Below are 18343 nucleotides of genomic sequence, written 5' to 3'. Positions count from 1 at the left end.
TCATAATCGAATAATTTCTTTTTTTAATATTTTTTTTTGTAATAATTGAAGTTATCATAGATTATTTAACTAAGAGTTAACTAAAATGCAAAATAGTTAACTAGTGGTCTCTTGTATTAATGGTAATCCCTCGTTAAAATTTAGATAAGCAATGGCCATGCTTAGACTGGAGCTATTATGAGAATAAATGAAATTATATCTACAAAAAGAAAAGAATTGGGATTCACGCAAGAACAAGTTGCAACCTATTTAAATGTTTCTACACCAGCAGTAAATAAATGGGAATCTGGAAAATCGTTTCCAGATATTTCACTACTACCAGCATTGGCACGATTACTTAAAACAGATTTAAATACACTACTATCATTTCAAGAAGATTTGTCGGATTTAGAGATTGCAACTTTTGCAAATGAACTTGGTGATGATATATTCAAGAATGAATTTGTATCAATTTACGAGAAGGCAATCGCAAAAATTCGTGAGTTTCCAAATAATGATCGGCTTAAATATACACTTGTCACAATATTATTAGGTGCAATTAATTTCAATGAACCTTCTAATAAGGAAGAATATTTAAGTGAATTAAATGAATTGCTTATTCAATGTGTAGATAGTAAAGATTTACAGATAAGTAATTTTGCACTACACATGTTAGCTATTAATGCATGTAGAGCAGAAAATTATCAAGAAGCAGAAGAATATTTGAATAAGATTGTTGATTTCTCTATTGATAAAGAAGTGTTAGAAGTGACAATACTTTCAAATGAAAAGAAATATGATGCAGCATTAGAAAAATTAGAAACTAAAGTTTTAGCAGAAGCAGTGAAGATTCAAAACTTGATGATGCAGTCAGTTAATCTACTTGCAGAAGTAGAACGATATGAAGAGGCTGAATACTTTTTTAATACATTAAAGAAGTATACGGAATGTTTTAATCTAATGCCTACCAATGCTTATCTAGCAGAATATCGTATTGCAGTTAAGAAACAAGACAAAGCACGTGCTATTGCAGCATTCACAAAAGTAATAGAAAATATGACAAAACCATGGAACCTGGAAGGGTCAATCTTGTATGCTAATGTAAAGTTTAAAGAAAATAGCCTGTTTGCAAACAATCAAATAAAAGCTATCATTTCTGCATTAGAAAAAGATGAAGAACTTGCTTTTATTAGAGATACACCAGAATTTAAAGAAATCATGGAAAAGTTTAAGTAGAGTATCCAATTAGGATACTCTACTTTGTATTAAAGTGTAAATAAATGAAGTGATAATAAAGACATACAAAAATAAAACGAAAATCGCATGTATGTTTGCATTGAAAAATAATTCAAGTAAATATTGAAATTCGTTATATCCAGATGTTCGCTCAATCGTAATAAAAATTTGATAAACGAGCAGTATTAGTATAGAAATAAGTGAAAAAGTTGAAATAACTTTGTATTTTTTATTTCGAAGTAATGTCACAAAATAGAAAATTAAAAGAATAATTAGCATGTAATAGCAAATCCAAAACAAGGGAGGCAAAGTTACAAAGTCCATGATAAATCTCCTTTGTTATAAGTATTACATAAGTATATCTTAAATTAACTTAAAATATCTTATGGATAAAATCATAAATTAGTTAGAAACATATATTAGTATTATTATTTAGTATTGTGTAAAGTGGTGCTAAAAGCCCATGATTTACTAGCGAAAAACTAAGAATTTGCACAAAAATAGCGGTAATGATATAATAACCTCAAGTTTTCGAAAGGATGTGTCAACGTTGGACGAGTCGCCCTTACCGGTCTGTATTGGTGAAGTATATTATTTTATCTCCCAAAACAATCTCAATTCTAGAAGAAGAATCAAGTTGCATTTTATGCGAGCTTAATTTGATGACTGTTTTTTTACGTTGAGAGAAGGAGAAATGGAAACATGGATAGTAGTATACAGACGTTAATTATAATTTTATTTATTTTGATTTTGTTTTCGGGTTATTTTAGTGCAACGGAGACAGCTTTTTCGTGCTCTAATAAAATTCGATTAAAAAATATGTCTAATAATGGTAACAAGACAGCAGATCGAGTTTTAAAACTTTTAGATAATTATGATAATTTGATTTCAACAATTCTAATTGGTAATAATATTGTGAATATCGCATCAGCATCAATTGCGACGGTTATTTTCACTAAAATATATGGAGATACCGGTGCATCAATTTCTACATTAGTAATGACAATTGTTGTCTTGATATTTGGTGAGATTACACCGAAAAGTTTAGCGAAAGAAAAACCTGAAAAGTTTGCGATGATGAGTTCAGGGTTTATTAATGTTTTAAATATCATCTTTATTCCATTGAATGCATTATTTACGTTATGGAAAAACTTAATTAAAAAATTATTCAAATTTAAAGAAGAAGATTCAATGACACAAGATGAATTAATCACAATGGTTGAAGAAGCTGAAAATGATGGTGATTTAGAGGCTCATGAGAGTGATTTGATTTGTGCAGCTATTGAGTTCAACGATTTAGATGTAAAAGATATACTGACTCCACGAGTGGATTTAGTTGCAGTAGATGTACGTAGTCCGTTGGAAGATATTGAAAAAGCATTCCGTTTTAATTCGTTTTCACGTTTACCCGTTTATGAAAATTCGATTGATAATATTGTAGGATTCATTCATGAAAAAGATTTCTATAATCTTTACTATAATGAAAAAGGACCTTTAAAGACAATTATTAAAACATTAATTTTCACGAATTTACATGTGAAAATTTCAGGCTTATTACGTCAACTGCAAAGTTCTAAAACACATATGGCAATTGTACTGGATGAATATGGTGGAACTTCTGGAATTATTACTTTGGAAGATATTCTTGAAGAACTTGTTGGTGACATTTGGGATGAGCACGATATAGTTGTAGAATATTATAAACAATTAGATGAAAATACGTTTTTAGTAGAATGTGATGCAGATCTTGAAGATATGTTTGAACGTTTTGATGTTAAACCAGATGAGGATTTTGAAATGATTACGGTGAGTGGCTGGGTAATTCACCAGTTTGAACATATTCCAGGTATTGGTGAGCAATTTAAATATTTAAATATTGAAGTTGAAGTAACAAGTGCAGATGCTAGAAAAGTTAATGAGATAAAAGTTACACTTCTTCCTGAAGAAATAGAAGATGAAAAAGAAAAAAAATCAAAAAAATAGTCTTTAAAAGTAGAGTCCTTGTGCTATAATAGGTGCAAGGATTCTTTAATTTGACACGAGATGTCAAAAAGAGATATAAATTACGTTAAACGATAAGGATCCTTAAACGGGGTCTTTTTTTCATGAAAAGACCAAAAATATGAGGAGGATAACATGTCACAAAAAGTACAAATGACACTTGATGTCGATCAAAAACCAAAGCCTGCACAATGGGCGCTCTTGAGTTTCCAACATGTATTTGCGATGTTTGGGGCAACAATTTTAGTACCGATTTTAACAGGATTTCCAATTTCGGTGGCTTTGTTTGCATCAGGATTAGGGACAATTATTTATTCAGTGATTACAAAATTTAAAGTACCAGTTTATTTAGGTTCAAGTTTTGCTTATATTAGTGCTGTTGTTATTGCAGTTGAATCAATGGGTGGAAGTGTCAATGCCTCTCAAACTGGATTGATGTTAGTTGGATTAATTTATGTTATTGTAGCGATTGTTATAAAGTTTATTGGAAAAGATTGGATTGATAAATTATTACCTCCAATCATTATTGGACCAATGATTGCGGTTATTGGACTTGGACTTGCAGGAAATGCGGTTGCGAATGCAGGATTTGTTGAAGGTGGTAACTGGCAATCAATGTTAGTTGCAATTCTTACTTTCATCATTACTGCATTAATCAGTACAAAAGCGAAAGGATTCTTTAAAATTATTCCTTTCTTATGTGGTATTTTAATTGGCTATTTAATTGCTTGTGCATTGGGAATTGTCGATTTCTCAAAGGTTGCAGCAGTACTTGAGTCAGGTAAATTCTTTGCGTTTCCAGAATTCATTCTTCCTTTTAAATTAGGGAATTTTAAAACTTACGAACTATATTTTGGACCTGAAACATGGGCGATTCTTCCAGTTGCAATTGTAACTATTTCTGAACATATTGGTGATCATACAGTTCTTGGAAAAATCTGTGGTCGTAACTTCTTAAAAGATCCAGGTTTAGATAAAACTTTAATGGGAGATGGTGTTGCTACAGCAGTATCAGCATTTCTAGGTGGGCCAGCAAATACAACATATGGTGAAAATACTGGCGTTATTGGAATGACTAAAGTTGCATCTGTTTATGTAACGGTAGGGGCAGCGTGTATTGCAATGTTATTATCATGTTGTACAATTGTCGCTGCATTTATTCAAACGATTCCTAATGCCGTACTTGGTGGAATGAGTATTCTACTTTATGGGGTTATTGCTTCTAATGGTTTACGTGTACTTATTGATAATAATGTTGATTTTACAAAACAAAGAAATCTTATTATTGCTAGTGCAATGTTAGTCATTGGTCTTGGGGGTGCGTTATTACCACTTGGTCGTTTTGTAACACTTAGTGGAACAGCATTATCTGCTACAATTGGTATCATCTTGAACTTGATTTTACCAAAAGATGGTAATGATGCAGAAGTTCTATAAGAGAAGACACATAACTAAATATATAAATACAGTGCAGATTGATTTAATCTGCACTGTTTATTATTACCTAAATCCTTTATATTTTAAGCGTTTTTTGGTATTATATACAAGGTGATAAATATGCAACAGTACTTTATATTAGAAAAAATTGGCACAAATGATGTGATTTGTTTTGATGATGAACAAACACACCATATAAGAGATGTACTACGTATGAAGGAGAATACTGTTGTAAGAATAGTGGACCAAGATAATAAAGCTGCATTCGCAACCATTTTTTATGAAGGTAAAAAAGTAAAAGCATCTAATATTGAGTTAGATTTGGATAATAATGAAATGACATGTCAGATTACGTTATGCTTGGGTTTGATTAAAAAAGAAAAATGGGATGTAGTTCTTCAAAAATGCACAGAATTAGGTGTAAGTAGAATCATTCCTTTTGAGTCGTCACGTACTATTGTAAAAGCCAAAGAAGATAAATCGACTAAAAAATTAGAACGTTGGAATAAAATTATGTTAGAAGCTGCTGAACAATCCAAAAGAAATCGTGTGCCAATAATATATGAACCTGTGCAATTTAAAGAATTAGGAAAATACTTATCTGATTGTAATTGTGTTGCATATGAAGATGCAAAAATAACTGGAGAAAAGTTGAGAAATCTAATTGACAAGCGAAGCATGACAATTGTGATTGGTCCAGAAGGTGGTCTTTCAAGTGATGAGGTTGATTCATTAATGAATCAAGGATTTCATTGTATAAGTTTAGGAAAAAGAACATTGCGTGCAGAAACAGCTGCAATGTATGTATGTAGTGCAATTGATGCACTTGTAGAGTAGAGAGGAAATGTCTGTGATTCGTTATGCTATATCCTGTTTAGGATGCAAAGTTAATACATATGAAGCTGGAAGTATCCAACAGGCACTAAATGCAAAGGGATACATAGAAGTGGATTTTAAAGAAGAGGCAGATGTTTATCTTGTGTTTACATGTGCTGTTACAAATACGGCAGCGAGTAAATCTCGTCAAAAGATAAACCAAGCAATTCGTCAAAACCCAAGTGCAATTATTTGTGTTGTTGGTTGTTATGTGCAAATCAATGCTGAAAATATGAAAGAAAATGAATCCATCGATATTTTGGTTGGGTCAAGTCATAAACATGATTTACCTAATTTAATTGAACAAGTAATAAAAAATAAAGAAAAGATTGTCTTGGTTGATGATGTAAGAAAAGAAGCAGAATTTGAGGAAATGCCACTTACACATTTCGAACATCAAACACGTGCATATATGAAGATACAAGATGGTTGTAATCAATTTTGCAGCTATTGTATTATTCCGTATGCTCGGGGGAAAGAAAGATCATTACCACTTGAAAAAGTAATTGAAAATACAAAACAACTTGCGAAAAACCATAAAGAAATCGTACTTGCAGGTATTCATACTGGAAGATATGGTGCTGATTATGGCGAAACTTTAGCACATTGTATTGAAGTCATGTTGAATGAAGTGCCAGATTTAATGCGAGTTCGAATTTCTTCGATAGAAATTACAGAGATTAGCGATGAATTAATAGAATTAATGAAGAAAAGTTCACGTATTGCTCATCACTTGCATATTCCACTTCAATCGGGATGTGATGAAACATTGAAAAGAATGAACCGCCCATATACAACGAATGAATTTTATGCGCGAATAGAAGAAATAAGAAAGAGTTTACCAGGGATATCAATTAGTACGGATTTGATTGTTGGTTTTCCACAAGAAACAGAAGAAGAGTTTGATAAAACGGTTGAATTTTTGAAAAAATGTAAGTTTACATTCTTGCATGTATTTCCATTTTCACCAAAAACAGGTACTGCTGCAGAGAAAATGATGGAACAAGTACCAGATTCTATCAAGAAACAAAGGGTTCAAACTTGTAGTAGTTTATCAAAGAAATTATACTATGAGTATAAAAGTTCATTTATTAATAAAAAAGTTTCAGTTCTTGTTGAAGAGATTCAAGAAGAAAATTCATTTGGACATTCAAGTGAATACTTGCCTGTGACAATCGAAGGTGTTCAACAAAGAAATGAAATTGTGGAAGTTACTATTTCACATATGATTAAAGACAATTTAGTAGGTAAAAAAGAGGGGTGATGGGTGTATGAAATTAAATTCATTGTTTGAGAATGCACCGGATTTAGAAATTCAAGGATTAATGTCAGATAGCAGAAAGAAACGACCAAATTCAATTTTTTTCTGTGTTAAAGGGATGATGAATGATGGGCATCGATTCATATCACAAGCAATAAAGAATGGAGCTGTCTGCATTGTATACAGTGATCCACTTGAAGAAATGGATCCTTCTGTTACCTATATTCGAGTAAAAGATGTGGTAAAGGTATACAATCAAGTAGCTGATATATTCTATAATAGTCCTTCAAAGAAAATGGTGATTTTTGGAGTAACAGGAACAAATGGTAAAAGTTCAGTAACTAATTTAATTAAAAATTTGTTGAATGAAAAAGTTCCCACAGGTTATATAGGGACGATTTCAATTGAGTATGGAACAGTAAAATTACCACCATTATTAACCACACCTGAAATTGATGATTTGCATGGAATTCTGCATGATATGGTTGAGGCAGGGATGAAAGCCTGTACACTTGAAGTGAGTAGTATTGGTATTGAACAACATCGTATTGATTCAATTAAATTTGATGTAGGTGTATTTACTAACTTAACTCATGACCATCTTGACTATCATGGCACAATGGAAAATTATTTTGCAGCAAAAAAGAGTTTCTTTGATCACTTGCCAGAGGAAGCAATTGCGATAACAAATGCGGATGATCCATATGGATTGGCTATTGTTGAGGATTGTAAGTGTAAGGTGTTAACATACGGAATTAACAAGCCTGCTGATTATCAAGCGGTAGATATACAATTACAAAAAGATAAAACTGTATTTACATTGAAGTGCATTGATAAAGAATATCGTGTTGAGACTAATCTAGTTGCCTTGTTTAATATTTACAATTTACTTGCAGCAATATCTGCACTTCATTCTAAAGGAATTCCAATTGAGAGTTTCTTGATGAAATTGAATCACTTTGATCAAATTGAAGGAAGAATGGAGCGAATTGATGTTGGACAACCATTCAATGTCATAGTTGACTTTGCACATACACCAGATGGTATCAAGCAAGTTATGGAATATGCTGCAAGAATTACTCCAAAAGAAAATCGTATTATTGCGGTTTTTGGTTCAGCGGGTAAACGTGACTTTAAGAAACGTCCAATTTTTGGCGAAATTGCAGATAAATATTGTGATATGATTATACTTACTGAAGATGATCCTCGTGATGAAAATGTATATGATATCGCACAGGAAATTGCAGAAGGAATAAAGAAAACGAATTACATTATTATTGAAAGAAGATTTGATGCAATTCGTCAAGCAATAGAGATGGCAAATGAAGATGATACAATCTTAATTCTAGGTAAAGGTGATGAAATATTCATCTATGGGGAATTTGGTAGAGAGCCATATTTAGGAGATCATCGTATTGCAAAAGAAATGATTAAAAAATATTACTTTGGTGAAGGAGAAGAAAATGAGATTGAATAAAACAATTGATCACACATTATTAAAACAAAATAGTACAGAAGCACAAATTAAGGAATTATGTAGCCAAGCAAAAGAATTTGATTTTGCAACAGTGTGTATTAATCCTTGCTGGATTGAATTCTGTAAAAAAGAATTGGCAGGTAGTGATGTAGGTGTATGCACAGTAATCGGGTTTCCTTTAGGTGCTATGACAACTGCTTCAAAAGTATTTGAAGCTAAAAATGCTATTGAAATTGGTGCTGATGAAGTAGATATGGTACTTAATATTGGAGCACTCAAAGATAATAAAATGGATTATGTTATCAATGAAATTAAAGCAATTAAAGAAGCAGTGGGTACACATGTTTTAAAAGTTATTATTGAAACATGTTTATTAACAGATGAAGAAAAAGTACGTGCTTGCGAAGCAGTTGTTAAAGCGGGTGCAGACTTTGTAAAAACTTCTACAGGTTTTTCAACATCAGGAGCTACTGTTGAAGATGTTCGTTTGATGAAGGCAACTGTTAAAGATCAATGTAAAGTAAAGGCTGCAGGTGGAGTTCGTAGTTATGATGATTTACTTCAAATGATTGAAGCTGGTGCAGAACGTATTGGAACAAGTAGTGGTTGTGCATTATTACAAGGTAAAAATATTGAAAATAATGTTTATTGATATTGCAATTTGTGCGTTATTTCGATATAATGTCAATGCATGCATCAGAAGGGGGGTTAATTAATGCCAAGAGTTGTACTCAAAGAGAACGAAGGTTTGGATGACGCATTACGTCGTTTTAAACGTCAAGTATCTCGCAACGGGACCCTTGCTGAGGCTCGCAAAAGAGAGTTTTATGTAAAACCAGGCGTCCGTCGTAAATTAAAGTCGGAAGCTGCAAGAAAAGCACGTCGCTCAAAATAAGGATGAAAATCCTTATTTTTTTTTGTAAAAAAAGTGAATAGTTTAAGTACTATTCACAATATATTTTTTGTAACTGTTTTTGTTTATTTATATCAAAATCAAGTTCATGTATTAAATACTCTTCAATCGATGGATATTTTTCTTCAATCGTTTTAAAAATTGATTGGATATATGATAGACGAACACCAACAAGTGAAGGGATTTGTGAAAGATAGTGGTTATCACATCCTGCTGTTTTGCATAAATCAATATAATGATTAATTCTTTTTTGAAGATAGATGTTTGTATTCATATAGTCTTGAATAATATCTTCTTTGCTAACACCCAATGCACCTAGTAGTAATACAGTTCCAACGCCTACACGGTCTTTACCAGCACTACAGTGATAAAGTGTTGCACCATGTACTTCATTAAGCAGAACATTTAAAAACCGTTTATATTGTTCCTTTGAATAAGGATTGCTCAATAGTTTTGGATACTCTTTTATAGATATAGCTTCAACATCAAATTTCATTTCCTCGATGGAATGTTTTAAATATTCAATATCCGGAGCATGTATATTTTTTTCTTTTGTATTTGCAAGCGTTAAGTAGTGTTCTTCAAGAATTGGAATATGAATATTTTCAACATAATCAAATATTGGATCGGGAGTTCGCTTTATTTCATGGTTATTTCTAAAATCAATAATACGTTTCAATTGGTATTCACTTTCCAAAATAGCAATATCATTTTCAGTTGCATAAAATAGTTTACCACTACGAATCAGTTTTTTAGATTTTATTTTTCCATGCTTAGTGATGATACCACCTAAGTCACGTGTATTTGCGCACATTTCTAATTGAATTCTCATAATAAAACACCTCTTTCTACTATTGTAGAAGAAAGAGGTGCAGGATACAAATAAAGAGCTTTATTAATTTGCAGGTTTTGGAACTTCAACAAATCCAGCACCAGCTTGATCAGGTGTTTTTCCAATATATTTTTGCATTCCAGGAGTCTCATTAACAGCAGTATATTTATAATAACGATTATTATATATGATAATGTCACCTGTTTCATAGTTGTTATAGTCAGTATAGTCTTTTACTAATTCTTTCCAAGCAGTATTTGAGTAATTATTTTCACCTAAATGCTTATTTGGTGTTGTAGAACATCCACTTTTGTTGATGTATTTAAAGTAAATAGGATTACCAGATTGATCAGTAGACTTTACGACTTCACCATAGACTGTATTTGATTCTTTTTCGATAAGATTTTCACGTTCATCTTCAATTGTTCCATTCTTAATAAATCCAGATTCACCACCTGTACCACCATGTTTGGAACAAACGATTATATTACTTGTATTAACTGAATAAGTTCCTTTGGAAGGACATGTCTTCGTATTACCGCCAAAATATTTTCCATCGGTATTGTTAATTATGTCTTGGGGTGTAACTTTTGTATCTAATTCATGTTCATAAATATAGCTACGATTCATCATAGCGACATTTGCATCACAGGTTGATTTTTGTGAAGCTTGGATGTAACCGGTGACTTGTGGAACTATTAATACCGCAAGAACTGCAAGGACAGCAATTACTACAATTAATTCAATCAAAGTAAACGCTTTTTTGGTAATATTGTGTTTCAGGGTTTCCCCTCCCTAAAATACACTATATATTATTTATCTAGTATTTATCGGTTAAAGTCAAGGTATGAAAAGATAAAAGGGAAGAATAGTCAATAATTCGTGTATTTAGTAGTGATATTTGATAGAATAATAAGTGATTAAGGAGGTTTTTACCTTTGACAAATGAGCGAATTTTGAAATATGAGGGTTTATCAACGGATGAAGCAAGTAAGTTGCTTGGTCCGCAAGATAGTAATTTAGAAGTATTATCGACTTGTTTTGAAAAAACAATTATTTTTAGAAATCATGATTTTATTATTGATCGATGTGATGAAAATACATTGAAACAAATTCGTGAAGTGTTAGATGCACTTTTAGAAGTTGTAAGACAAGGACAAGAAATTACCAGTCGTGATGTACTTTATGCTTATCGTTTGGTAAGTAAAAAAGAAACAACCACATGGATAGATTTGAATAAGAAGGTTGTGGGTAAATCACAATCAGGGAAAAATGTTTCTCCTAAAACAATTGGACAATACCGCTTTGTAGAAGCAATGGAACAATATGACATTGTTTTTGCGATTGGACCTGCTGGAACAGGGAAAACTTATTTGGCTGTTGTACAGGCTGTGAGCATGCTGAAAAAGGGTGTTGTGAAGAAGATTGTATTAACACGACCTGCTGTTGAGGCTGGAGAAAGTTTAGGGTTTTTACCAGGTGATTTGAAGGAAAAAGTTGATCCTTATCTAACTCCTTTATATGATGCGCTACATGATATGTTGGGTAATGAACAGACTGATAAATATGTTGAAAAAGGTGTTATTGAAATAGCGCCTCTTGCGTATATGCGTGGTAGAACGTTGGATGATGCTTTTGTCATCTTAGATGAAGCGCAAAATACAACTGCATCGCAAATGAAGATGTTTTTAACTCGATTAGGATTTAATTCGCGAATGGTTATTACAGGCGATGTTACACAAATTGATTTGCATCGTGGTATGAAATCAGGTCTTGTTGATTCTGCCGAACTTTTAGAAGGAATTGATGAAATCAAAATTCTTCAGTTAACAAGTGAAGATGTTGTAAGACATCCGCTGGTTCAAAAGATTATTGACTGTTATGCTAGAAAAGGATTTTGAGTGATATAATAATTACGGAGTGATACTATGAATTGTACAATTATAAATAAAACAAGAGAAAAAGAATGGAAAGAATACAAACCTTTATTAGAAGACCTTATGGTGAAGACTTTAAGACTTTTAAAAGTGAATGAAGATGTATCTATTTCTGTTATTTTAGTAAGAAATAAGAAAATACACGAAATTAATCGTATCTATCGTCAAATTGATCGCCCCACAGATGTGATAAGTTTTGCTATTTGTGATAGCGAAGATGATTATGAAGTTATGGATGATTCACCTAAGGAATTAGGAGATGTGTTTATTAACGTTGATGCGGTTAGAAGCCAAGCAATAGAATATGGACATAGTGAAAAAAGAGAATTCTGTTTCTTATTTACGCATGGTTTACTTCATTGTCTAGGCTATGACCATATGAATAAAAAAGATGAAAAGAAAATGTTTGACTTGCAACGAAAAATTCTTGATCCTGTGGTGCCAAGATGAATAAATTTCGTGTAGCATTTGATGGATTATACCAAGCATTAAGACATCAAAGTGTCTTTGTACAATTTGTTTTCATGATTTTTGCACTCATAGCTTCCTTTGTATTCAAGTTTACATATTTAGAAAATTTAATTTTAGGTTTATGCATTGGCTTAGTAATTGTAACGGAGATTATTAATACGTGTATTGAAAAGATTTGTGATTTCATGTCACCAGAAACGGATGAAAGAATCAAATTAATTAAAGATATGTCAGCAGGTGCTGTATTATTTGCAGCTCTTGTTTCATTAATATTAGGTTTAATGATGGTAATTAACCATCTGTAGGAGGAAATTATGAAATATCAAAATGTTTTAGATGAAGCGTTTGAAGCGATGAAAAATGCATACGCACCCTATTCTAATTATCATGTAGGTGCATGTGTATTATGTAAAGATGGTAGAACTTTTAAAGGTGCTAATATTGAAAATGCATCTTATGGAGCTGCAAACTGTGGAGAAAGAAGTGCTATTTTTGGTGCTTATTCTTATGGTTATCGTAAAGATGATATAGAAGCTATTGCGATAGTTACTGATGGTGATCGTATTGGTGCTCCTTGTGGCATTTGTCGACAAGTTTTATCTGAATTAATTCATCAAGATACACCTATTATTTTATCAAATGGTAAAGATACAGAGATTAAAACAATAAGTGAATTACTTCCAATGCAATTTAATGAGGAAGATTTGCGATGAGGTCAGGATTTGTAGCGTTAGTAGGAAGACCTAATGCAGGTAAGAGTACATTATTAAATGCTTTGCTTGAACAAAAGGTTGCGATTATTTCACCTAAGCCTCAAACTACGAGAAATCAAATTCGTGGAATTCGTACGGATGAAGATTCACAAATTATCTTTGTCGATACACCAGGTATTCATAAACCACAACATGAATTAGGTACGCAAATGAATAAAGAAGCTTTCGCAGCAGTAAGTGGAGTGGATTGTATTTATTTGATTGTTGATGCATCAGTGCCATTTGGAACAGGTGATGAATTTGTACTCAATATAGTTAAAGACAAAAAGTTACCAGTATTTTGTATTTTAAATAAAACAGATTTAATGTCAAAAGATCAAGTATTGGATTGTCTTATGGCTTGGAATAAACGTGCTGATTTTAAAGAGATATTTCCAATCTCAGCAAAAGAAAATAAGAATGTAAAAGAGTTGATTGAAGTAACGAAAAACTATTTGGAAGATGGTATTCAATACTATCCAAGCGATCAAGTTTGTGATTATCCAGAACAATTTATAATATCAGAAATTATTCGTGAAAAAGTATTATATCTTACCGATGAAGAAATTCCTCATTCAGTTGCGGTAGTGATTGAAAGAATGGGAAGAAAAAAAGGGAAGTTACTTGTAAATGCGTTGATTTTAGTTGAACGAGATAGCCAAAAAGGAATTATTATCGGAAAACAAGGATCAATGATTAAAGAGATTGGTACGCAAGCTCGTAAAGATATTGAAGGAATACTAGGTGAAACGATTTATTTGGAATGCTTTGTGCGTGTTGAAAAAGACTGGCGCAATAAAAAAAGTAAACTCCAACAATTAGGCTATATTCCTATTGAGGTTGATGATGAATGAGCGTACTACGGGAATTGTGATGAAACAAATTGAGTATCGTGAAAATGATGCTCTTTTAACCGTTTTGACAAAGGAATATGGTAAACTATCCTTAGTTGTAAAAGGAATTAAGAAGATGACTAGCAAGAATGCTGTCTCTTGTATGCCTTATTGTATTAGTGAATTTGTTTTAGATTATCAAGACGATAAATCGATGTTTACAATTAAAAATGGTTCTTTAATAGAATCAAATCGTAAAATTCAAGAAGATTTGGTAAAAATGGGTGTCGCACAAGTATTAACGGAATTAGTAGATAAAAGTATTCCACAGGGATATCTTGATGAAGAAACAAATGAAAATTTCTATGAACTATTAGCTTTATCTTTAAAAAGATTGAATGATGAGAATGAAAATGGCTTATTGTTGTCGCTTTTTATAGCTCAAGTATTGTCTTATTTAGGAATACCTCCAATTGTTGATGAATGCGTATTGTGTGGAAATACTAAAGTAAACTACATAAGTGTTGAAGAAGGCGGATTTATTTGTTCAGAATGTAAAAATGAAGTTGGCTCATCTTCAGGTAAGCAGATGGATTTGAAACGTTTTCGTCTAGCTAATAAAGCGCAATTAGAACATTATGATGTTCTGAAACAATATGGTCCATGGACTATTGAAGACTGTGAAACACTGATAGAATTTTTGAAAGTTCATAGTGGGATTGAGTTAGAAACATGGCAGTTTCTAAAGAAAATAGTGGAGGGATAAATATGAATAAAAAATTAATACTAAATTTTGTAGGTGTCTGTATAAATTTTTATTTATTGCCTCTTGTTTTTAGAAATACAAGTAATGATGTTATGATGATGCTTATTGTTATGCCACTCATTACAATTGTTTTGGGTGTTTTGTACACATATATGGTTCAACCACATTGGATTTATCCAGTTGTAGTAGCACTTCTATTTATTCCAACAATGTGGTTATATTACAGTATTTCTGCTTGGATTTTTGCGATTATTCATTTTTTATCATTCATTGTTGGATGCTTAGTTGGAATTATCGCGAAAAATATGACGAAGAGCACGAAATCAAGCTATTTGGAAAATTGACGATACCCTTGAAAATATGGTATATTATAACGTAAAGAAAATTGTTAATATGAGGAGAAAATATGACTGAAAAAACATTTGAGAAAATAGTAAATCACGCGAAAAATTCAGGGTTTGTATTCCAAGGTTCTGAAATCTATGGTGGTTTAAGTAATACATGGGATTTTGGTCCATTAGGGGTAGAATTAAAGAACAATATTAAAAATGCTTGGTGGAAAAAATTTATTCAAGAAAGTCCATACAATGTAGGTCTTCAATCTGCAATATTAATGAATCCAAAAGTTTGGGAAGCTTCCGGACATTTAAGTGGTTTTAGTGATCCACTTATGGATTGTAAACAATGTAAGACACGTCATCGTGCAGATCATTTGATTGAAGAATTTACAGAAGGAAAAGTATCTCCTGAAGGATGGTCAAAAGATGAAATGATGCAATACATTAAAGATAATCATATTGGTTGTCCAGATTGTGGTGCTCATGACTTTACTGAAATTCGTCAGTTTAACTTGATGTTTAAAACATTCCAAGGGATTTTAGAAGATACGAAGAATACAGTTTATCTTCGTCCTGAAACAGCACAAGGGATGTTTGTTAACTTTAAAAATATTCAAAGAACGATGCGTAAAAAATTGCCATTTGGAATTGGTCAAATTGGAAAGTCATTTAGAAATGAAATTACGCCAGGTAATTTTATTTTCCGTGTAAGAGAATTTGAACAAATGGAAATGCAATTCTTCTGTAAGCCAGGAACTGATTTAGATTGGTATGCTTATTGGAAAGAATTTTGTATGAATTGGATTTTATCTTTGAACGGTGGTTCTGATGTTAATTTACGTTATCGTGAGCATGCGAAAGAAGAATTGAGTTTCTATTCAGTAGGAACTTGTGATATTGAATATAATTATCCATTTGGATGGGGCGAACTATGGGGAATTGCAGATCGTACAAACTATGATTTGTCAAAACATATGGAACACTCAAAAACAAGTATGGAATATCTAGATCCAACGACAAATGAAAAATATATTCCATATTGTGTAGAACCTGCTGTAGGGGTAGAACGTTTATTCTTAATGTTCTTTTGCGAAGCTTATGATGAAGAAGAAATTGGTGAGAATGATACGCGTATTGTAATGCATTTTACACCAGCATTAGCTCCTGTAAAAGCAGCAATACTTCCTTTATCAAAACAACTTAGTGAAAAGGCTACTGAATTATTTGCTGAATTGGCACCTGAATTTACATGTGACTTTGATGAATCAGGAAGTATTGGAAAACGTTATCGCCGTCAAGATGCAATTGGTACACCATTCTGTATCACAGTTGACTTTGAAACTGAAAACGATGGTTGTGTAACTATTCGTCATCGTGATTCAATGGAACAAGAAAGAATCCCTTTGACTGAAGTGAAAGAATTTATTTCAAAAGCAATTAAATTTTGAGAAAAGGAGTGATGTTCATGCGCATAAGAGATGAAGACATTAGTGCGATTCGTAGTGGCGCTGACATTATGGACATTATTGGTAGGTATTTACCTTTAGTTAAAAAGGGAAGATCATTTACTGCAGTATGTCCTTTCCATGATGACCATTCACCATCTCTATCTATTTCACAAGACAAACAGATTTATAAATGTTTCGTGTGTGGAGCTGGTGGGAATGTATTTACCTTTGTTCAAAATTATGAAAATATTTCATTTCCAGAAGCAGTTGTAAAAGTTGCTGAATTAACTGGTTATCATCTTGATGTAAAACTTGATGAAATTGAAAAAAAAGTTGATCCTCATAAAGAAGCTGGTTTCAAAGTAATGAATGAAGCGATCCATTATATGATGTATACGCTGAACTCATCAACTGGAGCTATCGCAAAGGAATATCTTGTTAAAAGAGGAATGACAGAAAAAATATTAGAAACATTCCAAATCGGTTATAACGATGCGGGAGATAGTTTATATAAGTTTCTAAATGCGAAAGGATATCGAGACAGTGATTGCATTGCGACGAATCTTTCAAGAATTAGTGAAACCGGTATTCATGATGTATTTACATCAAGGATTACGTTTCCAATTCATGATAGCGACGGAAATCCAATAGGATTTACCGCAAGAACATTAGATCCTAATGTTTCGAGTAAATACATCAATACAACAGAAACAGAATTCTACATTAAAGGAAATACTGTTTATAACATTCATCGAGCAAAGATGGATGCACGAAAACAAGGAAATGTAATCGTTGTAGAAGGAGTTACCGATGTTATTGCTTTTGCTCGAGTTGGAATTACTAATGTTTGTGCTACACTAGGAACTGCATGTACAACAAATCAATTGAAGTTGTTAAAACAATGTGGTTCAACGATTACGTTTTGTTATGATGGGGACCAAGCGGGTCAAACTGCAACCTATAAAGCTGCCAAAATGGCAATTGAATTAGGTTTTAAAGTCCAAATCGTTTCAAATAAAACAGGAAAAGATCCTGATGAAATTATTCATACATATGGTGTTGAACATCTACAGCAAATGGTAAAAAAGCCAATTACGTGGATTGAATTCATCTTTGATTACTTATCAATGAAGTATGATATGAATAATTACTCGAGCAAGAAAGAATTTGCTCAAGAAGTGATGAGTGAAATTAAGCTTTTAAATGATGACTTCGACAGACAAAATTTTACCCATCAATTGTCACAAATGACAGGATTTAGTTTCCAATCTATGTTACAAGAATCAAGCCAGACACCAAATCCAAAACCTGTTCGTACAACTAAACCAGCTGGGCGCGCAGTATCATCAATATTAGACGGAAGAAATGCAGCCGAAAATATTGTAGTATCACAAATGCTATTTAGCATAGATGCTGCTGAAATATTTAAGGAAAAACTAGGTTTCTTAGTTGGACAAAAACAACAAAAACTAGCAATGATGATTTTGGATGAGTATCGAAAGAGTGATGAAATACTACTTGCAGATTTCATGGATTCAATAAGTAATGATGAATTAAAATCTTACTTAATTGATTTGAGCACAACTGAAGAGTTACCTCAAAATTATTCCAAAGAAATTTTATTAGGAGCTATCGGCCGCATCAAGCAATGGTTATTAGAAGAGAAGGTCGAAGACCTTAAAAAACAAATAAAAACCATTACAAATGAAGAAAGTCGTATGTCCTTATTGCAAGAGTATAGTAACAGTTTGATTGAACTTAGGAGGTATATCGATGAAGAAAGTCG

Annotated in this window: 19 protein-coding genes; 17 read left to right on the top strand and 2 right to left on the bottom strand. The window is 32.3% G+C overall.

Features of this window, described 5'->3' with window-relative positions; genetic code table 11:
• The first annotated feature begins 177 nt into the window (after window positions 1-177).
• From RSB60_RS03635 to rpsU, 8 genes are all read left to right on the top strand, one after another.
• Window positions 178-1215, top strand: a complete 1038-nt coding sequence (locus RSB60_RS03635) for a helix-turn-helix domain-containing protein (protein ID WP_332614605.1) — start codon at window positions 178-180, stop codon at window positions 1213-1215.
• A gap of 702 nt (window positions 1216-1917) precedes the next feature.
• The gene (locus RSB60_RS03630; RefSeq protein WP_332614602.1) at window positions 1918-3198 is read left to right on the top strand and encodes an HlyC/CorC family transporter; all 1281 of its coding nucleotides are present in this window, start codon (window positions 1918-1920) and stop codon (window positions 3196-3198) included.
• A 153-nt stretch (window positions 3199-3351) separates the two neighbouring features.
• Entirely contained in the window at window positions 3352-4653 is a 1302-nt protein-coding gene (locus RSB60_RS03625; protein ID WP_332614600.1) for a uracil-xanthine permease family protein, read from the top strand.
• 120 nt (window positions 4654-4773) lie between these two features.
• Entirely contained in the window at window positions 4774-5490 is a 717-nt protein-coding gene (locus tag RSB60_RS03620) for an RsmE family RNA methyltransferase (protein ID WP_323380645.1), read from the top strand.
• Between the two features lie 13 nt (window positions 5491-5503).
• Window positions 5504-6793, top strand: coding sequence for a tRNA (N(6)-L-threonylcarbamoyladenosine(37)-C(2))-methylthiotransferase MtaB (mtaB, locus tag RSB60_RS03615; protein WP_332614598.1), 1290 nt, complete (start codon window positions 5504-5506; stop codon window positions 6791-6793).
• A 7-nt stretch (window positions 6794-6800) separates the two neighbouring features.
• The gene (locus tag RSB60_RS03610; RefSeq protein WP_323380643.1) at window positions 6801-8267 is read left to right on the top strand and encodes a UDP-N-acetylmuramoyl-L-alanyl-D-glutamate--2,6-diaminopimelate ligase; all 1467 of its coding nucleotides are present in this window, start codon (window positions 6801-6803) and stop codon (window positions 8265-8267) included.
• On the top strand, window positions 8254-8919 hold the full coding sequence (gene deoC / locus RSB60_RS03605; RefSeq protein ID WP_323380642.1) for a deoxyribose-phosphate aldolase: 666 nt from the start codon (window positions 8254-8256) through the stop codon (window positions 8917-8919). The genes RSB60_RS03610 and deoC overlap by 14 nt, the downstream gene beginning before the upstream one ends.
• Window positions 8920-8982: 63 nt before the next feature.
• Window positions 8983-9162 carry a 30S ribosomal protein S21 gene (gene rpsU / locus RSB60_RS03600; RefSeq protein WP_078711909.1) on the top strand — a complete coding sequence of 60 codons (180 nt, stop codon included), beginning with the start codon at window positions 8983-8985 and terminating at the stop codon, window positions 9160-9162.
• 49 nt (window positions 9163-9211) lie between these two features.
• On the opposite strand, the gene RSB60_RS03595 is transcribed toward rpsU, so the two are convergent.
• Window positions 9212-10012, bottom strand: a complete 801-nt coding sequence (locus RSB60_RS03595; RefSeq protein WP_332614595.1) for a tyrosine-protein phosphatase — start codon at window positions 10010-10012, stop codon at window positions 9212-9214.
• 63 nt (window positions 10013-10075) lie between these two features.
• Window positions 10076-10783 carry a type II secretion system protein gene (locus RSB60_RS03590; protein WP_332614628.1) on the bottom strand — a complete coding sequence of 236 codons (708 nt, stop codon included), beginning with the start codon at window positions 10781-10783 and terminating at the stop codon, window positions 10076-10078.
• A 167-nt stretch (window positions 10784-10950) separates the two neighbouring features.
• Here RSB60_RS03590 and RSB60_RS03585 point away from each other — a divergent pair, with 167 nt between their 5' ends.
• The 9 genes from RSB60_RS03585 to dnaG form a co-directional block, all read left to right on the top strand.
• A complete protein-coding gene (locus RSB60_RS03585) occupies window positions 10951-11913 on the top strand; it encodes a PhoH family protein (RefSeq protein WP_332614593.1) in 963 nt (320 codons plus the stop codon).
• Window positions 11914-11940: 27 nt separating this feature from the next.
• The gene (gene ybeY, locus RSB60_RS03580) at window positions 11941-12399 is read left to right on the top strand and encodes an rRNA maturation RNase YbeY (protein WP_332614591.1); all 459 of its coding nucleotides are present in this window, start codon (window positions 11941-11943) and stop codon (window positions 12397-12399) included.
• Window positions 12396-12725 carry a diacylglycerol kinase family protein gene (locus tag RSB60_RS03575; protein ID WP_323380636.1) on the top strand — a complete coding sequence of 110 codons (330 nt, stop codon included), beginning with the start codon at window positions 12396-12398 and terminating at the stop codon, window positions 12723-12725. Before ybeY ends, RSB60_RS03575 begins: the two co-directional genes overlap by 4 nt.
• Before the next feature lie 9 nt (window positions 12726-12734).
• Window positions 12735-13133: a cytidine deaminase gene (gene cdd, locus RSB60_RS03570; protein ID WP_323380635.1), complete on the top strand. Its 399-nt coding sequence runs from the start codon at window positions 12735-12737 to the stop codon at window positions 13131-13133.
• Window positions 13130-14026 (top strand): GTPase Era, encoded by an 897-nt coding sequence (gene era / locus RSB60_RS03565; RefSeq protein ID WP_332475972.1) that lies wholly within the window; start codon window positions 13130-13132, stop codon window positions 14024-14026. The genes cdd and era overlap by 4 nt, the downstream gene beginning before the upstream one ends.
• Entirely contained in the window at window positions 14019-14771 is a 753-nt protein-coding gene (recO, locus tag RSB60_RS03560) for a DNA repair protein RecO (RefSeq protein WP_323380633.1), read from the top strand. The genes era and recO overlap by 8 nt, the downstream gene beginning before the upstream one ends.
• Before the next feature lie 2 nt (window positions 14772-14773).
• Window positions 14774-15115, top strand: a complete 342-nt coding sequence (locus RSB60_RS03555) for a hypothetical protein (protein WP_323380632.1) — start codon at window positions 14774-14776, stop codon at window positions 15113-15115.
• A 62-nt stretch (window positions 15116-15177) separates the two neighbouring features.
• Window positions 15178-16557, top strand: coding sequence for a glycine--tRNA ligase (locus tag RSB60_RS03550; RefSeq protein ID WP_332614587.1), 1380 nt, complete (start codon window positions 15178-15180; stop codon window positions 16555-16557).
• A 17-nt stretch (window positions 16558-16574) separates the two neighbouring features.
• Window positions 16575-18343, top strand: a 1769-nt coding sequence (gene dnaG / locus RSB60_RS03545; protein ID WP_332614585.1) for a DNA primase, incomplete at its 3' end; no start/stop codon positions are given.

Origin of the sequence: Anaerorhabdus sp., from assembly GCF_036657415.1 — a bacterium.
In the GTDB taxonomy this organism is placed as follows: domain Bacteria; phylum Bacillota_I; class Bacilli_A; order Erysipelotrichales; family Erysipelotrichaceae; genus Anaerorhabdus.
Note: the sequence above shows the minus strand (reverse complement) of the source record. Positions and strands in the feature narration are given on the sequence as shown.